The 17291-nt window shown below is 34.3% G+C and carries 18 protein-coding genes; all 18 read left to right on the top strand.

Annotation, left to right across the window (positions count from 1 at the left end; genetic code table 11):
- Window positions 1-47: 47 nt before the first annotated feature.
- The 18 genes from EKL96_RS05470 (at window position 48) to EKL96_RS05550 (ending at window position 17247) form a co-directional block, all read left to right on the top strand.
- Window positions 48-491 (top strand): ubiquinol-cytochrome c reductase iron-sulfur subunit, encoded by a 444-nt coding sequence (locus EKL96_RS05470; RefSeq protein WP_126459283.1) that lies wholly within the window; start codon window positions 48-50, stop codon window positions 489-491.
- Between the two features lie 250 nt (window positions 492-741).
- The gene (locus EKL96_RS05475; RefSeq protein ID WP_126459286.1) at window positions 742-1176 is read left to right on the top strand and encodes a thioredoxin family protein; all 435 of its coding nucleotides are present in this window, start codon (window positions 742-744) and stop codon (window positions 1174-1176) included.
- Entirely contained in the window at window positions 1176-2159 is a 984-nt protein-coding gene (locus tag EKL96_RS05480) for an FAD:protein FMN transferase (protein WP_126459289.1), read from the top strand. The genes EKL96_RS05475 and EKL96_RS05480 overlap by 1 nt, the downstream gene beginning before the upstream one ends.
- Window positions 2160-2174: 15 nt before the next feature.
- Entirely contained in the window at window positions 2175-2387 is a 213-nt protein-coding gene (locus tag EKL96_RS05485) for a DUF4266 domain-containing protein (protein WP_126451655.1), read from the top strand.
- A gap of 43 nt (window positions 2388-2430) precedes the next feature.
- Entirely contained in the window at window positions 2431-3873 is a 1443-nt protein-coding gene (locus EKL96_RS05490; RefSeq protein WP_126459292.1) for a DUF3570 domain-containing protein, read from the top strand.
- Window positions 3874-4118: 245 nt separating this feature from the next.
- A complete protein-coding gene (locus tag EKL96_RS14565) occupies window positions 4119-4247 on the top strand; it encodes a hypothetical protein (protein ID WP_255416368.1) in 129 nt (42 codons plus the stop codon).
- A gap of 278 nt (window positions 4248-4525) precedes the next feature.
- Complete coding sequence (hisG, locus tag EKL96_RS05495) at window positions 4526-5383, top strand: ATP phosphoribosyltransferase (RefSeq protein WP_126459295.1); 858 nt, start codon at window positions 4526-4528, stop codon at window positions 5381-5383.
- Window positions 5384-5456: 73 nt separating this feature from the next.
- Window positions 5457-6749, top strand: coding sequence for a histidinol dehydrogenase (hisD, locus tag EKL96_RS05500; RefSeq protein WP_126459298.1), 1293 nt, complete (start codon window positions 5457-5459; stop codon window positions 6747-6749).
- Window positions 6739-7788, top strand: coding sequence for a histidinol-phosphate transaminase (gene hisC / locus EKL96_RS05505; protein ID WP_126459301.1), 1050 nt, complete (start codon window positions 6739-6741; stop codon window positions 7786-7788). The genes hisD and hisC overlap by 11 nt, the downstream gene beginning before the upstream one ends.
- A 24-nt stretch (window positions 7789-7812) precedes the next feature.
- Window positions 7813-8949, top strand: a complete 1137-nt coding sequence (hisB, locus tag EKL96_RS05510; protein WP_126459304.1) for a bifunctional histidinol-phosphatase/imidazoleglycerol-phosphate dehydratase HisB — start codon at window positions 7813-7815, stop codon at window positions 8947-8949.
- An 81-nt stretch (window positions 8950-9030) separates the two neighbouring features.
- A complete protein-coding gene (gene hisH / locus EKL96_RS05515; protein ID WP_126459307.1) occupies window positions 9031-9618 on the top strand; it encodes an imidazole glycerol phosphate synthase subunit HisH in 588 nt (195 codons plus the stop codon).
- A 99-nt stretch (window positions 9619-9717) separates the two neighbouring features.
- Window positions 9718-10500: a HisA/HisF-related TIM barrel protein gene (locus EKL96_RS05520; protein WP_126459310.1), complete on the top strand. Its 783-nt coding sequence runs from the start codon at window positions 9718-9720 to the stop codon at window positions 10498-10500.
- Between the two features lie 98 nt (window positions 10501-10598).
- Window positions 10599-11354: an imidazole glycerol phosphate synthase subunit HisF gene (gene hisF, locus EKL96_RS05525; protein ID WP_126459313.1), complete on the top strand. Its 756-nt coding sequence runs from the start codon at window positions 10599-10601 to the stop codon at window positions 11352-11354.
- Between the two features lie 83 nt (window positions 11355-11437).
- Window positions 11438-12043: a bifunctional phosphoribosyl-AMP cyclohydrolase/phosphoribosyl-ATP diphosphatase HisIE gene (hisIE, locus tag EKL96_RS05530; RefSeq protein WP_126459316.1), complete on the top strand. Its 606-nt coding sequence runs from the start codon at window positions 11438-11440 to the stop codon at window positions 12041-12043.
- A gap of 121 nt (window positions 12044-12164) precedes the next feature.
- Window positions 12165-13310, top strand: coding sequence for an alpha/beta hydrolase (locus tag EKL96_RS05535; protein WP_233579268.1), 1146 nt, complete (start codon window positions 12165-12167; stop codon window positions 13308-13310).
- Window positions 13311-13405: 95 nt separating this feature from the next.
- On the top strand, window positions 13406-14839 hold the full coding sequence (locus EKL96_RS05540) for a leucyl aminopeptidase family protein (RefSeq protein WP_126459319.1): 1434 nt from the start codon (window positions 13406-13408) through the stop codon (window positions 14837-14839).
- Window positions 14840-14842: 3 nt separating this feature from the next.
- On the top strand, window positions 14843-16054 hold the full coding sequence (locus EKL96_RS05545) for an acetyl-CoA carboxylase biotin carboxylase subunit family protein (protein WP_126459322.1): 1212 nt from the start codon (window positions 14843-14845) through the stop codon (window positions 16052-16054).
- A gap of 146 nt (window positions 16055-16200) precedes the next feature.
- Window positions 16201-17247, top strand: a complete 1047-nt coding sequence (locus tag EKL96_RS05550; protein ID WP_126459325.1) for an alkaline phosphatase D family protein — start codon at window positions 16201-16203, stop codon at window positions 17245-17247.
- The last annotated feature ends 44 nt before the right edge of the window (window positions 17248-17291 follow it).

The raw sequence follows: 17291 nt of genomic DNA on the forward strand, positions 1-17291 counted from the left end.
TGAGTTTTTTACGTAACTACTATTATTAGAAACTAATATCAATAATTATGACTAGAAAAGAATTTTTTTCCAGAGTAGGATTTGGAGCAGCAACAGTTTTACTACCTGCTTGTATTGCTGGCATGGCCGTGAGTTGTAGCTCTGATGATACAAATTCAGGTTCATCAGGTACCACCACCCCGATACCTTCAGCAAGTTCAAATTTCACAGTTGATGTAAGCATGGGGACTTTAGCTAAAAACGGAGGTTTTTTAGTAACCCAAGGAATAATTATCGCTAGAACCAACGCAGGTGATTTTCTAGCAGTCTCTGCTGCATGCCCTCATGAGGGAGTTATTGTTAATTATGATGAAGCAGGTAACAAATTTGTTTGTCCAAGACATAATTCTCAATTTACCAGTAAGGGAGTAGTTACAATTGGGCCTGCAGCGTCTAATTTAAAAGAGTACAAGACTTCATTAGCAGGAACAGCACTGACTGTTTTTGTGTAATAAAATTAAAACAAAGAGCTATAAGTAAGTCGAAAGTTTAAAAGTCGTAAAGTCAAAAGAATTAACTTTAAGTAAAACAGCTTTAAATCAGATTTTTACATGATTTTATCCTGATTTTAAAATACGACATTATACCATGGTTATTACTTAAGTCTCTTATTGTTAAATTAATTCTGTCTTAATTTTGTTCTCTGCTAAATTGTTGTTTAGGGAAAACAAATACTTTTATAGAAATAAAAACAACCCTAAAATGAAAAAATACACGCTGATTTTGTTTCTTTTCTTAGGAACATTTGGTTATTCTCAAAATTGGGAATCTGATTTTAATGATGCAAAAATAAAAGCAATCAAAGAAAACAAAAATATCCTTCTTGTGTTTTCAGGATCTGATTGGTGTGCGCCTTGTATTAAACTAGAAAATACAATCTGGAAGTCAGAAGATTTTAAAAATGAGGCAGAGCAAAAATGGGTCATATACAAAGCTGATTTTCCTAAGAAAAAAGCAAATTTACTGGCTGCTAATTTAACAGCTAGCAATAAAAAATTAGCTGAGCAGTACAATAAATCTGGAAATTTCCCTTTAGTGCTGTTACTGGATAAAACAGGGACCGTATTAGGAATTACTGGTTACAAAAATGTGACTCCGCAAGAATACATTCAAATCATTCATTCCTTTGAGAAATAATGAAAAAAATACTCGTACTCAGTTTTATATTCACAACGGCATTAGCGACTTCGCAAATTACGCATAAGAGAAAGTTGTTTATGTTAGGGAGTCCTTTTGAGGTTACCGCTGTTGCAAGTGATACTATAAAGGCCAACGAATATATTGATTTGGCTGTAGCCGAAGTAAAACGAATTGAGTATTTAATCTCCGATTGGATTCCAACAACGCAAATCTCCGAAATCAATCGCAATGCAGGAATACAGCCAGTAAAAGTGGATGCTGAAGTTTTTGAATTGGTCGAAAGAGCCATTAAAATCTCCCAAATTACCAATGGTGCTTTTGATATTTCGTATGCTTCCATGGACAAAATATGGAAATTTGATGGTTCCATGAAAGTAATGCCAACCGATGAAGCCATAAAAAAATCAGTCGCGAAAATTGGGTATAAAAATATTATTCTAAACCAAAAAGAACAGACTATTTTTCTAAAATCAGAAGGAATGAAATTAGGTTTGGGCGGCATTGGACAAGGCTATATTGCTGATAAAGTAAAAGATTTATTGTTTTCTAAAGGCTGTCTTTCCGGAATTATAAACGTCTCGGGAGATATTAATGCCTGGGGGAAACAACCGGACGGAAAACCTTGGACTGTAGGAATAGTAAACCCTTTGAACAAGAATAAAATTTTTGCCACGTTCCCGATAGAAGACAGTGCGGTGGAAACTTCCGGCAGTTATGAAAAATATGTGATTTTTAACGGTATTCGTTATTCGCATATTATTGATCCCAGAACGGGGTATCCGGCAAATGGTGTGGTCAGTGTCTCTGTTTTTTCCAAGCAGACTGAAATCGCTGATGCGTTGGCCACAGGAATTTTTGTGCTTGGAGTAGAAGTAGGCTTGGATTTAGTAAATCAAATTAAAGGGATTGAATGTATTATTGTTGACGATAAAGGCAAAATTCACTCTTCAAATGGAATTGATATCAAAAAATATAATTAAGAACAAAATGCACTCATGAAACATAAAATAGCCTTTGTATTTTTTACACTTTTGATTTTGCAATCGTGCAGTTCCATAAAAGAGTACGAAAAAGAGAAAATAACTGATCCTGATATGAAGCTTTCTGCCCGAACAGCGGAACGGTATGAAACGTCTTTTCAAGTATATCGTGAAGCTGCTGGCGGAGCCAATGGTGGAAAATCAGGTGGCGGCTGTGGTTGCAATTAATGTAAAGCATCAATTCAGATTGTAAATTCCAATCCATTAGAAAATGAAAATAAAAATTTTATCTCTTTTTATCTTAATCACTGTAACTGCTTTTTCTCAAGAAAATAGTAAAGAACCCGTTTTTAAAAAAAGAGTGTTAGAAAGTACAGAAGTGGACTTTCTAACGAGTTATTACGAGCAAGATGGATCAAGATCAGCTGTTTCTGGGGGTATTGGTTCAGAGAAACTTACAGATGTCGCTTCTAATATTGTGGTGGCAATGCCGTTGAATGAGGATGATGTCTTGACTATTGATTTAGGAATATCAGCCTATTCATCAGCTTCGTCCAGTAATATAAATCCATTTAATTCTACGGGTGCTTCTGGCAGCAGAGGCGCTAATGATCCAACAGCAGGCAGTAAAGCGGCGGCTACGGGACCCAGTGGAACGCCTTGGCAAGCTTCATCTGGTGCTTCAAGAAGTGATGAATTAGTATCCGTTGTTGCTAATTACAGTCATAGTAGTGATTCCAGGAATTTTATTTGGAATACAGATGTTTCTTTTTCAAATGAATATGATTACACTTCAGTTGGTTTTGGTGGCGGAATCACTGGTCTTTTTAATGAAAAAAACACAGAATTGAGTTTGAAAGTAAATGCATATATAGATCAATGGAGACCTATATATCCAACGGAGCTGCACGAATATTCATTGTATGGTTCAAATTTTTTAAATCAAGGCTATTTTTTTGGTGTATCAGTTTTGGATCAGAACGGTGTATCCTCAACAGATTACTTGCCGTCTGAATTTAAACAGGTTACTACTGTTAACAGAAATTCATTTTCAGCTTCTGTAGGGTTTTCTCAGGTGTTGACTAAGAAATTACAAGTTTCCGTTTTCTTTGATGTATTGCAACAACAAGGATTATTGTCTTCTCCTTACCACCGAATTTATTTTGCAGACAAAGCCAATTTTTACATTGGACAAGCGCAATACATAAGCAATTACGAAAGTCCAAGCAACACCGGAGTTTACAAATTAGCAGATGATATCGAAAGATTACCGGATTCTCGTTTTAAACTTCCCGTTGGAGCGCGTTTGAATTATTACATCAATGACCGATTTATAGTACGAACCTATTATCGTTTTTATTCAGATAACTGGGACATACAATCGCATACCGCCAGTATTGAACTTCCTGTGAAATTGTCCGATAAGTTTACTGTTTTTCCCATGTACCGCTATTATACACAAGCGGGTTCTAAATATTATGCGTCTTATGAAACGCATTTGTCAACAGAAAAATTTTATACTTCAGATGCTGATTTAGCGACATTTGATGCCAATCAATACGGTTTTGGCGTTAACTATACAGATATTTTTACTGCAGGAAAAATTTGGAAATTTGGCTTAAAAAATATTGATTTTAGATTCAATCATTACAAACGAAGCGATAATTTGACGGCTAATATTGCTACCATTGCTTTTAAATTTGTAATGCAATAAACCCTAAATTTACAAAAAATAATAAAGATGCATATATTAATTCTTTTCAACTGCACTATTTTTATTCAGAGACCGAAAACGGAATCAAGACCAAAATACATATTACACTCATTTGTAAATGGTTGAAAACAAAATTCTAATTATCGGAACCTTTTTCGGAATTGGAATTTTGATAGCTGGAATGTTTTTAAAGAAAGATTCGTTAAAAAATACGGCGTATATTTTGTTTGTGATAGTGTCAATTTTTGTCAATAAAAGTAGGGAATTCTGGGGATGAAATTCGTCATACAGAAATTAGTGAAGACAGGGCTGTTTCTGCACCCGTGAATGAGAATACAGCTGTGAAAAAAGAATATAATAAAAAACAAGAATAATATTCATTTAACAAAAATTAGCATTTAAGTTAAAATAAAAATTGCTTTCTAAAGAATTTAACTCGTATATTTGCAAAAGAATTAAAATAAAGCAGACAAAAATGTTTACAAATCAATTGCATCATCATCATTTTCATTATTGCTCTCAAGCGATGTGTTAATGGTATGTGTGTAAATCATCATATTCTAAAAACCCGTTTGAGTACATCAAACGGGTTTTTTATTACCCCATATTTGTACTCAATCAAAATATTTTAAACAAAAAAACAAAAAACAAAATGAGTACATTAAAAATTGCAATTCAAAAATCAGGGCGTTTAAACGAAGACAGCATTCAAATTCTAAAAGATGCAGGCATTTCAATTGATAACGGAATCGACCAATTAAAAGCAGAAGCATCCAATTTTCCTTTAGAAGTTTTGTATTTAAGAAATTCGGATATTCCTCAATATCTGATTGATGGAGTTGTGGATATTGCTATTGTGGGCGATAATTTATTAGTTGAAAAAGGCGGAGATATTGAAGTAATTCAAAAATTAGGTTTTTCAAAATGTAAAGTATCTGTTGCTGTACCAAAAGCATTTGATTACAAATCCGTTCAGGATTTAGACGGTATGCGTATTGCCACTTCTTACCCTAAAACAGTGCTTGATTTTTTTAGTTCTAAAGGTGTAAATGTCGATATTCACCAGATTTCAGGTTCGGTTGAAATAGCTCCAAACATTGGTTTAGCTGATGCTATTGTTGATATTGTTTCCAGTGGAAGTACATTATTTAAAAATAATCTAAAAGAGGTTGAAGTTATTTTTAAAAGTGAAGCGGTGTTGGCTGTTTCTCCAAAAGTAAGTCCTGAATCTCAAAAAATAATAGACACTTTAAAATTCAGAATTGAATCTGTTTTAAGAGCAAGGAAATCGAAGTATATCTTGATGAATGTGCCAAATGACAAAATTGATGCTGTTGGAAATATTCTTCCGGTATTACGAAGTTTAACCGTTTTGCCTTTGGCACAAGAAGGATGGAGCAGCGTACACTCGGTAATCGACAAAGATACTTTCTGGGATGTGATTGATCAATTGAAAGAAGCTGGAGCTGAAGGAATTTTAGTTTGTCCAATTGAGAAAATGGTTTTGTAGAATTATGAATGATATGATTTAAAAGTAAAATCTTTCAATTTTTAAATCATTTAATCTTTGAATAAAATTAAAAATGAATAAAATATTCAATCCAAAACCCGAAAGCTGGGCTTCCATTTTAGAAAGACCTACAAAAACGGTTGATGATATAGAAGCAACAGTAAAAGAAATTTTTAAGGAAGTACAAAAGAAAGGTGATCTTGCTGTTGCAAAATACACTTCGCTTTTTGATGGTGCAATTATCGAAAATTTAGCAGTTTCTAAAGCAGAAATTGACGAGGCTATTGCTTCCATTTCTGCCGACTTAAAAGAAGCAATTTCACTTGCGAAGTCAAACATTAAAAAATTCCATACTGCTCAAAAAACAGAAAGAGTAACTGTAGAAACTATTGAAGGAGTAAATTGTTGGCAGGAAAAAAGACCCATTCAAAAAATTGGATTGTATATTCCAGGAGGAACTGCACCTTTATTTTCCACAGTCTTAATGCTTGCTGTTCCTGCAGAAATTGCAGGCTGTAACGAAATTGTTTTGTGTTCCCCTCCCGATAAAAATGGAGCTATAAATCCCGCAATATTGTATGCTGCAAATTTATGTGGTGTGACTAAAATATTAAAAGTAGGAGGTATTCAAGCAATTGCCGGAATGACTTTTGGTACGGAAACGATCCCTAAAGTGTATAAAATTTTTGGACCAGGAAATCAATATGTAACGGTAGCCAAGCAACTCGCAACTCAGTTTGGCGTAGCAATTGATATGCCGGCCGGTCCATCAGAATTATTGATTGTGGCTGATGACACAGCAGTTCCAGCTTTTGTAGCATCAGATTTATTATCTCAAGCGGAACACGGAGCGGACAGTCAGGTAATTTTAGTTTCTACTTCCAGAAAGTTAATTGAGGCTGTTGAGGCTGAAATCCAAATCCAAATAAAAGCGTTGCCAAGAAAAGCCATTGCTGAAAAAGCGATTGCTAATTCTAAATTAATTTTTGTCGAAAATGATAAAATTGCTTTGGATTTAATCAATGAATATGGACCAGAACACTTTATCATTTGTTCAGAATTTGATGATTTTTACAGTAATGGCGTTCAAAATGCGGGTTCTGTATTCATAGGAAATTATACACCTGAAAGTGCCGGTGATTATGCTTCAGGAACGAATCACACCTTGCCAACCAACGGTTACGCCAAGAATTATAGCGGTGTAAATCTGGATAGTTTTACTAAAGCAATGACTTTTCAAAAAATATCCCAAAAAGGCATACAAAATATCGGGAAAGCTATTGAAATCATGGCAGAAGCGGAGGGATTGCAAGCGCACAAAAATGCAGTTACATTACGATTAAAAGCGATTGAAAATGAAAAATAATTTCGATATAAATAATTTGGTTAGAGAAAACGTAAAGCAATTGAAACCGTATTCTTCAGCTCGTGATGAATTTGAAGGTTTTGATACTGCAGATATGATTTTTCTTGATGCCAATGAAAATCCGTTTGAAAATGGTGTAAATCGGTATCCAGATCCACAACAAGTTAGTGTAAAAGAGGTTTTGGCTAAACTAAGAAATGTCAAAACAAATCAAATCTTACTTGGTAACGGAAGCGATGAAGTGTTGGATTTGTTATTCAGAGCTTTTTGTGAACCAAAAACAGATAACGTAATCACTTTGCCACCAACATACGGAATGTATGGTGTTTTGGCGAATATCAATGCAGTAGAGAACAAAGAAGTGTTGCTTTCAGAAGATTTTCAGCCGCAAATGGAGAAAATCATGGAAGCTGTTGATGCAACCACTAAAATCATCTTTTTATGTTCACCAAATAATCCAACCGGAAATTCTTTTTCGGATGAAAGTGTGGCGTATATTCTTCAAAATTTTAAGGGGTTGGTAGTAATTGATGAAGCGTATATTGACTTTTCAAAAAAAGAAAGTTGGATTAATGAATTAGACGAATATCCAAATTTGGTAATTACTCAAACACTATCAAAAGCGTACGGTTTGGCAGGAATCAGATTGGGAATTTGTTATGCATCTGCGGAAGTAATTTCGGTTTTGAATAAAATAAAACCACCATATAATGTGAATGAACTGACTCAGAAAAGAGCTTTGGAACGATTAGACAAGCCGGAAAAGATAAAATCTGAAATTGAATCTATTATAGCACAAAGAGAGGAATTACTTAAAGCGTTACTTGATGTTAATTTTGTCGAAAAAATTTATCCTACAGAAGCCAATTTTATTTTGGTAAAAGTGGATGATGCCAATAAAAGATACGATCAATTGATTGCAAAAGGAATTGTAATTCGGAACCGAACCACCCAACCACTTTGTGAAAATACATTGCGTTTAACTGTTGGAACAACACAAGAAAACATGAAATTAATTGAGGTGTTAAAACAACTTTAAACCTTAAACCTTAAACTTTTTTTAATGAAAAAAATACTTTTTATAGATCGTGACGGAACAATGGTTTTGGAACCAAATGATTATCAATTAGACAGTTTTGAAAAACTGGAATTCTATCCAAAAGCATTTCAATACCTTGGGAAAATTGCTTTGGAACTAGATTTTGAACTCGTAATGGTGACCAATCAAGATGGTTTGGGTACGGATTCGCATCCGGAAATTAACTTTTGGCCCGTGCATAATTTAATTATGAAAGCGTTTGAAAATGAAGGCGTTATTTTCAAAGAGGTATTAATTGATAAAACATTTCCGCACGAAAATGCTCCAACGCGCAAACCTGCATTAGGTTTGTTGACAAAATACATTGATAATCCGGAGTATGATTTAGCAAATTCATTCGTAATAGGAGACAGAATAACAGATGTGGAATTAGCCAAAAATTTAGGTTCAAAAGCGATTTTTATTAATACCGATGAAGAATTGGGAGGCGACGAAATTGCTTCAAAAAGAGAGGAATTAGATTCCGTTATTGCTTTGCAAACTACCGATTGGAAAGTAATTTATGAGTTTTTGAAATTAGAAGAACGCTCCGCTTCAATAAAAAGAAAAACAAATGAAACGGATATTTACATCAACGTAAACCTTGATGGAACTGGAAAAAGTCAAATTGAAACTGGAATTGCTTTTTTTGATCACATGCTCGACCAAATTGCGCGTCACGGACAAATGGATCTAGAAATTCTTGTAAAAGGTGATTTGGAAGTAGACGAACACCACACAATTGAAGATACAGCAATTGCACTTGGAGAAGTTTTTGCGAAAGCATTAGGAAATAAATTAGGAATAGAACGTTACGGTTTTTGTTTGCCAATGGACGACTGTTTAGCGCAAGTAGCTATTGATTTTGGAGGCAGAAATTGGCTGGTTTGGGAAGCCGAATTCAAACGGGAGATGGTCGGAAAAATGCCAACAGAGATGTTTTATCATTTCTTCAAATCTTTCTCGGATGGAGCGAAAGCCAACATTAATATAAAGGCAGAAGGAACGAACGAACATCACAAGATTGAAGCTATTTTTAAAGCTTTTGCCAAAGCAATAAAAGTAGCCGTAAAGCGCGATACGGAAAAGATGATTTTGCCAAGTACGAAAGGGATGCTTTAATTTAGTAGAAAGACAAAAGTCTTAAAGTGCTCCGGCATTGACTTTATGACTTTTGACTTTACAACATTAAGACCAATATAAATGAAAACAGTAATCATAAATTACGGTGCAGGCAATATTCAAAGTATTATGTTTGCCATCGAAAGATTGGGATTCAAAGCCATTTTGAGTAATAATCCAGAAGAAATTAAAGTAGCAGACAAAGTGATCTTTCCAGGCGTTGGAGAAGCAAGTTCCGCAATGAAAATGCTTTTAGAAAGTGGTTTAGACACTTTGATTCCAACCTTGAAACAACCCGTTTTGGGAATATGTTTGGGAATGCAACTGATGTGCAACAAATCGGAGGAAGGGAATACCAAAGGTTTGGGAATTTTTGATATTGATGTGATTAAATTCACGCCAAAAGTAAAAGTACCACAAATGGGGTGGAACCAAATTTACAACTTGAAATCAGATTTATTCAAAGGAATTGCAGAGAACGAATACATGTACTTGGTCCATAGTTTTTATGCTCCTATTTGTACAGAAACCATTGCTACAACTAATTACGAGCTAGAATATTCCTCAGCATTGGAAAATGAAAATTTTTATGGAACTCAATTTCATCCCGAAAAAAGTGGTGATGTTGGAGAACAAATTTTGGGTAATTTCTTAAAATTAAAGGATTGAAAAATTCAAAGATTGAAAAATCAGAGAATCAAATAGTTCTTTAATTAACATTCCCAATCTTTAAATAATTCAATTTTTAAATCTTTAAATTAAAAATAAATGAGAATAATACCCGCAATAGACATCATTGATGGAAAATGTGTTCGCTTGTCAAAAGGCGATTACAATACTAAAATTATATACAATGAAAATCCGCTTGAAGTAGCCAAATCATTTGAAGCACACGGAATCGAATATTTGCACCTGGTTGATTTAGACGGAGCAAAGTCAAGCCAAATTGTGAATTATAAAATATTAGAGCAAATAGCTTCTAAAACCAAATTGAAAATTGATTTTGGTGGTGGATTAAAATCCGATTCCGATTTGAAAATTGCTTTTGAAAGTGGTGCCAATCAAATTACCGGCGGAAGTATAGCCGTTAAAAATAGAGAACTATTCGAAAAATGGATTGCAGAATACGGTGCTGATAAAATTATTTTGGGAGCAGATGCCAACAATGAAAAAGTAGCGGTCTCTGGTTGGCTGGAGGATTCTAATGAAGAATTGATTCCATTTATACAAGAGTATCAAAATAAGGGAATTCAGTATGTAATTTGTACCGATATTGCCAAAGACGGTATGCTTGAAGGACCAAGTTTTGATTTATATAAAAAAATTATTAATCAATGCACTGTCACTTCGAGCGCGTCATCTCGAACGCAGTCGAGAGGCGAGAAGTTGGCGGAATCCAATGGCATAAAATTAATTGCTTCGGGAGGAATTTCTACTTTTGACGAATTACCAAAACTAGCCGAATTAGGCTGTGAAGGAACAATAATTGGTAAGGCAATTTATGAAGGACGAATTTCATTGAAACAATTAGAAAAATATATAATAAAATAGATTGTTTCACAAAGACACACAAAGATGACACTAAGATTCACCAAGAATTTTGTGAATCTCTGTGAAACTTCGTGAATCTCTGTGTAATAAAAACAATAATGTTAACAAAAAGAATTATTCCCTGTCTCGACATTAAAAACGGAAGAACCGTAAAAGGTATTAATTTTGTGGACTTGCGTGACGCAGGAGATCCAGTTGAATTAGCTAAAATATATTCAGATGAAGGCGCGGATGAATTGGTCTTTCTAGATATTTCTGCCACGGAAGAAAGAAGAAAAACCTTAGTTGATTTGGTTCGTAAAGTCGCTTCCACGATTAATATTCCATTTACTGTTGGTGGTGGAATTTCCTCCGTTGAAGATGTTGAAATTTTGCTGCAAAACGGGGCGGATAAAGTTTCTATTAATTCTTCAGCGGTCAAAAACCCGCAGTTGATTAATGATTTGGCACAAAAATTTGGAAGTCAATGTGTAGTGGTTGCAATTGATGCCAAACAAATTGACGGGCAATGGATTGTTCATTTAGTAGGAGGAAAAGTACCTACCGAATTGAATTTGTTTGATTGGGCCAAAGAAGTGGAAGAACGTGGTGCAGGTGAAATCTTATTCACGTCAATGGATAATGACGGAACTAAAAACGGTTTTGCTAATGAAGCTTTGGCTAGACTTTCTGAGTTAGTTAATATTCCTATAATTGCTTCAGGAGGAGCAGGAAATATTCAACATTTTGTAGACGCTTTTGTAGTTGGAAAAGCCGATGCAGCATTGGCCGCAAGTGTATTTCATTTTAAAGAAATTGAAATCAAAACATTAAAAAAAGTCCTTAAAAATAACAATATCGAGATTAGAATATAGAAATAGATAATAGAATAAAGAGAAAAGAAAGTTAGATTAGATAATCTTTCAATCTTTAAATTTTCAATCTTTAAATTAAAAACATGAACATAGATTTTTCAAAAAATACAGACGGATTAATTCCTGCAATCATTCAAGACAGTGAAACCAAAACGGTTTTGATGTTGGGTTATATGAATGCCGAAGCGTATCAAAAAACGATAGACACTAAAAAAGTAACCTTTTACAGTCGAAGTAAGCAAAGGCTTTGGACAAAAGGCGAGGAAAGTGGCAATTTTCTAAATCTGATCGACATCAAAAACGACTGTGATAATGATACGCTATTGATTCAGGTAAAACCAGAAGGGCCAACATGTCATAAAGGTACAGATACATGCTGGGCTGACGAAAACAAAGGAGATTATGGCTTTATTTCGAATTTAGAAGATACAATCCAACTTCGAAGAGAAAATGCTGATTCTGAGAAAAGTTATGTGGCTTCTTTATTCAAATTAGGGATGAACAAAATTGCCCAAAAAGTAGGTGAGGAAGCGATTGAAGTGGTTATTGAAGCCAAAGATGACAATGATGATTTGTTTTTGAGTGAAAGTGCTGATTTACTTTTTCATTATCTTATCTTATTGCAAGCCAAAGGGTTTAAGTTAGATGATGTGGTAACAGTTTTAAAAAGCCGTCAGAAGAAAAATTAGCATACTTACTTTTTATACATAAAACCCAATAGAAAATTCATTTGCTATTGGGTTTTCTTTTTTCTTTTATTTCCAATAGCAATCCACTATATTTACTTTTATTTTAAAATTAAAGCAGCACATGCAAGTAATGAATTCAGACAATACCACCTTTAATCCTGATGCAAACAATTTTATACTAAATACTGGACTACACATAATTCTAACTACTGATGAAGATGATGCTCGGCCGGTTTATATTTCAGGGAATTTTAATAATTGGCGCACACAGGACAACGAATTTCTGATGGAGAAGATAGGGAACCGTTCGTATTATTACAAATTCCCACATGATTTTGATTATCCAGTGATGCTTTTGTATAAATTTACGAAAGGAGATTGGAGCGATGTTGAGATTAACAGTCATGGGAATCGTACCGAAAATCGCTCTACATTAGCACATACTGGCATTCAAAAAGAACACGTTGAGAGATGGAGAAAAAACTGGTTGCCTTTTAAACAATCTTTTTTACCTCAAGTGCAATTGATTTCGGATGAATTTGAAATTCCCCAACTCAATAAAACCAGGAAAATATGGGCGTTATTACCCCATGATTATGACAAATCGAGTGAAAGTTATCCGGTCATGTATTTGCAGGATGCTCAAAATTTATTCAATGAATCAGCTGAATTTGGCAATTGGGAAATTGATAAAAAACTGGCAGTTATGTCAGAATATAAAATCGGAAAAATTATAATTATTGCTATTGAACACGCCGAAGAAGATCGCATCAAAGAATACAATGTAGGGAAAACTGTTCTAGGAAAGGGACAAGGCAAGAAATACATTCGCTTTGTGACTGATACATTAAAACCCTACGTAGATCGCAATTTTAGAACCAAAAAAGAACGGGAATTCACCGGAATTGGAGGAAGCTCAATGGGTGGATTAGTTAGTATTTTTAGTGGATTAAGAAATCCTGAAGTGTATGGGAAATTAATGATTTTTTCGCCCTCGCTTTGGGTCGTTCCTGAATTAAAAATCAATACTGAAAAAGCTAATTCAGCAGATACAAAAATCTATTTATATGCCGGTGGCGATGAAAGTATAACGATGATTGAACATATCAAAAGTTTTAAAGATAGTTTGATTTCAAGTGAATTTGTAAAAGAAAAATCGAATATTAATTTAAGTATTAACAAGCAGGGAAAACATAGCGAAACCTACTGGAGTGACGAGTTTCCAAAAGCAATTGAATGGTTGTTTTTTAATGAAAAAGAAGTGTAGAGATGCGATTTATCGCGTCTATTACAGAGTATAGATAAAAAAACGACATTAATGTTGAATTTCATCCAATAACAACAGCCATAAAAAAAGAATAAATGAGAACAAGTACAATAACAAATTCAGATGATTTTTCAGGTACAATTTTAATTCCGGTTTTTGAAACCTATTCAAAAAGTATTGTTCCCATTACATTTAATGGATTGGAAATTGCTTCCAAAGTTTTTTTTGGTAAAAAAGACACACACTATTTGGCCGAAAAAAATGATAATACGTATGTTTTTATTGGCTTGGGAAAAACGATAGATTATAAATCGTTAAAAACTATTTTTCGCCGTATTTCATCGAAACAAAAAGAAAATTTAAGTTTGAGTGTAGCTTTAGTTATACCTAAACAATTTACTGAGGATCAGGTTGAAGCTATGATTTCAGGATTGTTTTTGGGAACGTATGATTTAGGTCATTTTAAATCGGAGAAAAGTATACATCCTTTTTTAGAACCAGATTTTAGCTTGAGTTTATTATCTGAAAAAGAGCATTTGGCTACAGCCAAAAAAGGAATTAAAATTGCCAAAGCGCAACTAGCAACCTATGATTTAGTCGATTTGCCTCCGAATACAATTAATCCAAAATACTTGTCGAATTGGGCTAAAGAGACTGGGCAGAAATATGGGTTTGACGTAGAAGTTCTCGGTTATGAAGCTTCTAAAATTGCAGGTCTTGGCGCTTTTTTAGCCGTAGGAAAAGGAAGCGAGAATGAACCTCAATTTATCATTATGAAGTATACTCCTGTTGTTGAAGTAAAACACCTAAAACATGTTGGATTGGTGGGGAAAGGAATCACCTTTGATACTGGTGGATTAAATATAAAAACGGCAGGAATGGTCCACATGAAGTGTGATATGGCTGGTGGTGCGGCAGTATTTGGGGCGATGCAACTTATAGCCGATTTACAATTGCCAGTCAAAGTAACTGCTATTGTTCCTTGTGCCGAAAACTCGGTTGACAGCAAGTCCTTTTTACCTAGTGATGTAATTCACAGTTACAGTGGACATTCAATAGAAATAATTGATACTGATGCAGAAGGCAGACTCATTTTAGCCGATGGATTATCGTATTTGATTAAAAATTTCAAACCGGAATATATTGTGGATATCGCCACACTTACTGGAAGCAGCGTGGGTACTTTTGGGTATGAATGTGGTGCTTTGTTTACCAACAATGCAGAAATGGCTAAGAAATTGCAAGAAAACGGAGATGCAATAGGAGAGCGTTTGTGGCCTTTACCGCTTTGGGATGTTTATAAATCAGACATAGAAAGTGATATTGCCGATGTGAAAAATTATAGCGGAAAACCAGTTGCCGGAGCCATAAGTGCCGCCAAATTTTTAGAATATTTCACCCAAGAACACAACGCTTGGGCGCATCTTGATGTAGCTGGAGTGGCATTTGGTGAGGATGAATTTGCTAAAAGTAAGCATGCAACAGCGTATGGTGTTCATTTATTAACTAAATTCATAGAAAATTTATAACCTATGGAAAACGCTAAAACCTTTCTTTGTATTTCAAATTATTTCAAAGGTGCCGATTTTTTAATTAATTTAAAAAAATTAGGCAACAAAGTCTATTTAGTGACAAGCGAAAAACTCAGAGACAAGCCATGGCCACACCAACATATTGATGAGATTTTTTATATGAAAGGCCAAGATGTCGATTGGAATTTAGAACATCTGTTATTAGGTGTTGGTAATTTTATGAAAACTACTAAAGTAGATGCCATTGTTGCGTTAGACGATTATGATGTAGAAAAAGCCACGTATCTAAGGGAAAACCTCCGTATTGATGGGATGGGACAAACTACGGGACGTTATTTTAGAGATAAATTAGCGATGCGAATGAGAGCCAAAAGTTGTGGAATTTCTATTCCTGCTTTTTGTTCTTTGTTTAATGACCATGACATCAATACTTTTGCAGATGCTATTCCTGCTCCATGGGTTTTGAAACCACGTTCCGAAGCTTCTGCAACAGGAATTATAAAAATAGAGGACAAAGAGCGTTTGTGGATCCATATTAATGAAATGGGGAATAACAGATTCAAATATCTATTGGAACAATTCAAACCTGGTGATGTGTATCATTGTGACAGTTTGATTTCGGATAGCAAAGTAATCTTCAGTTTGACTTCTAGATATTTAGCTACACCAATGGAAATATCTCAAGGTGGCGGCGTTTTCCGTTCGGCAAATAGTAAATACAAATCAGAGGATGATATCGCGATAAAAAAAATAAATGAACAAGTGATGAAAGGTTTTGGGTTGAAACATGGAGCCGCTCATACAGAGTTCATCAAAAGTAATGAAGATGGACAGATTTATTTCTTGGAAACTTCTTCACGAGTAGGAGGAGCGCATTTGGCCGAAATGGTTGCTGAAGCTTCGAATATTAATTTATGGAAAGAGTGGGCGGCAATTGAAGACGCTTTGGTCAAAGGAACGAAGTACAGTTTACCAAAAGTAAAAAAAGGATATGCCGGAATCGTTTTGACTTTAACAAAATTCCAGCATCCTAATTTATCTTCGTTTTCAGATCCGGAAGTTTGCTTTAGAATACCCTTAGAATATCATGCAGGACTTATTGTCAAATCAGATAATCAAGAAAGAATTTTAGAATTGCTAGAGGAGTATGGCAAACGTTTAGCCAATGATTTTACTGCTGTAGTAGAACAAAGCAAAGTAACCCAGCATTAATTTTTGTGTTTTAATCTAATGAAAAAGCGACTATTTTAATTGGATAGTCGCTTTTTTATTAAACTTTACTTAAAGTTCAATTGAGCATATTAGTATACCTTAGCAACAAATTTTTTTAAATTAAATAGATTTTATAATACCTTCACATGAAAAAAATACTTTTTATTTTTAGCTTTTTTGCCCTTATTAGTTGTAAAATTCAGAATACACAACAGGTACTTGAAACTAATAAACCTACTCAAAACACTTACTTTACGATTGCTTTTGGTTCCTGCGACAATCAAAAGATTAAAAATAAACTTTGGCCAGCGATAGACAAAAATCATCCTTCCGTTTGGATTTGGGGAGGTGATAATGTGTACTCGGATACAGAAGATATGCAGTTTCTTAAAAATAATTATGAAATTCAAAAACAAGACGCGGATTATCTAACTTTTATTAAAGATAAAATAGTTTTAGGAACTTGGGATGATCACGATTATGGAGCAAATGACGCTGGGGAAGAATATCCCTTTAAAAGAAAAAGCCAACAGTTATTATTGGATTTTTTAGGCACTTCAAAGAACGCTTCTGAGCGAAAAAGAGACGGAGTTTATACTGCTAAAACTATTGAGGTAAATGAAAATAAAATAAAAGTCATTGTATTGGACTCTCGCTTTTTTAGAACGGCACTGACTAAAGCCACCGATTTAAAAAAACGTTTTCAACCTAATACAGCAGGTGAAGGAACGGTGTTAGGAAATGCACAATGGAAATGGTTGGAAAATGAACTTCAAACTTCTGAGGCACAGTTTAATGTTATTGTCAGCAGCATTCAATTTTTATCAAACAAACATGGTTTTGAAGCTTGGGGAAATTTTCCCCATGAAATTGAAAAACTAGAGCAATTGATTGTTTCAACGAAAGCAAAAGGTACCTTTATAATTTCTGGTGACCGCCATATTGCTACTTTTTCTTCCAAAAAAGTTCGCGGATTGTCGTATCCTTTAGTCGATTTTACTTCGAGTGGACTAACCCATACCTATGCTTCTTTTTCTGGCGAAGAAAATCCTTATGTAAAAGGAGAAGTGATCAAAGATATTAATTTTGGGTTGCTGAAGTTTGATTTTGAAAACAATAAGGTGATCATGGAAATTCGTGGAAAAGAAAATACGCTGTTGCAAGAATATGTCCAAATCTATCCTGGAAAATAAATTCCAGGAAGTTTAATTATAGAGTTTTAAAGTTTATTTTTGTC

It is taken from the genome of Flavobacterium sp. LS1R10 (assembly GCF_003968825.1).
In the GTDB taxonomy this organism is placed as follows: Bacteria; Bacteroidota; Bacteroidia; order Flavobacteriales; family Flavobacteriaceae; genus Flavobacterium.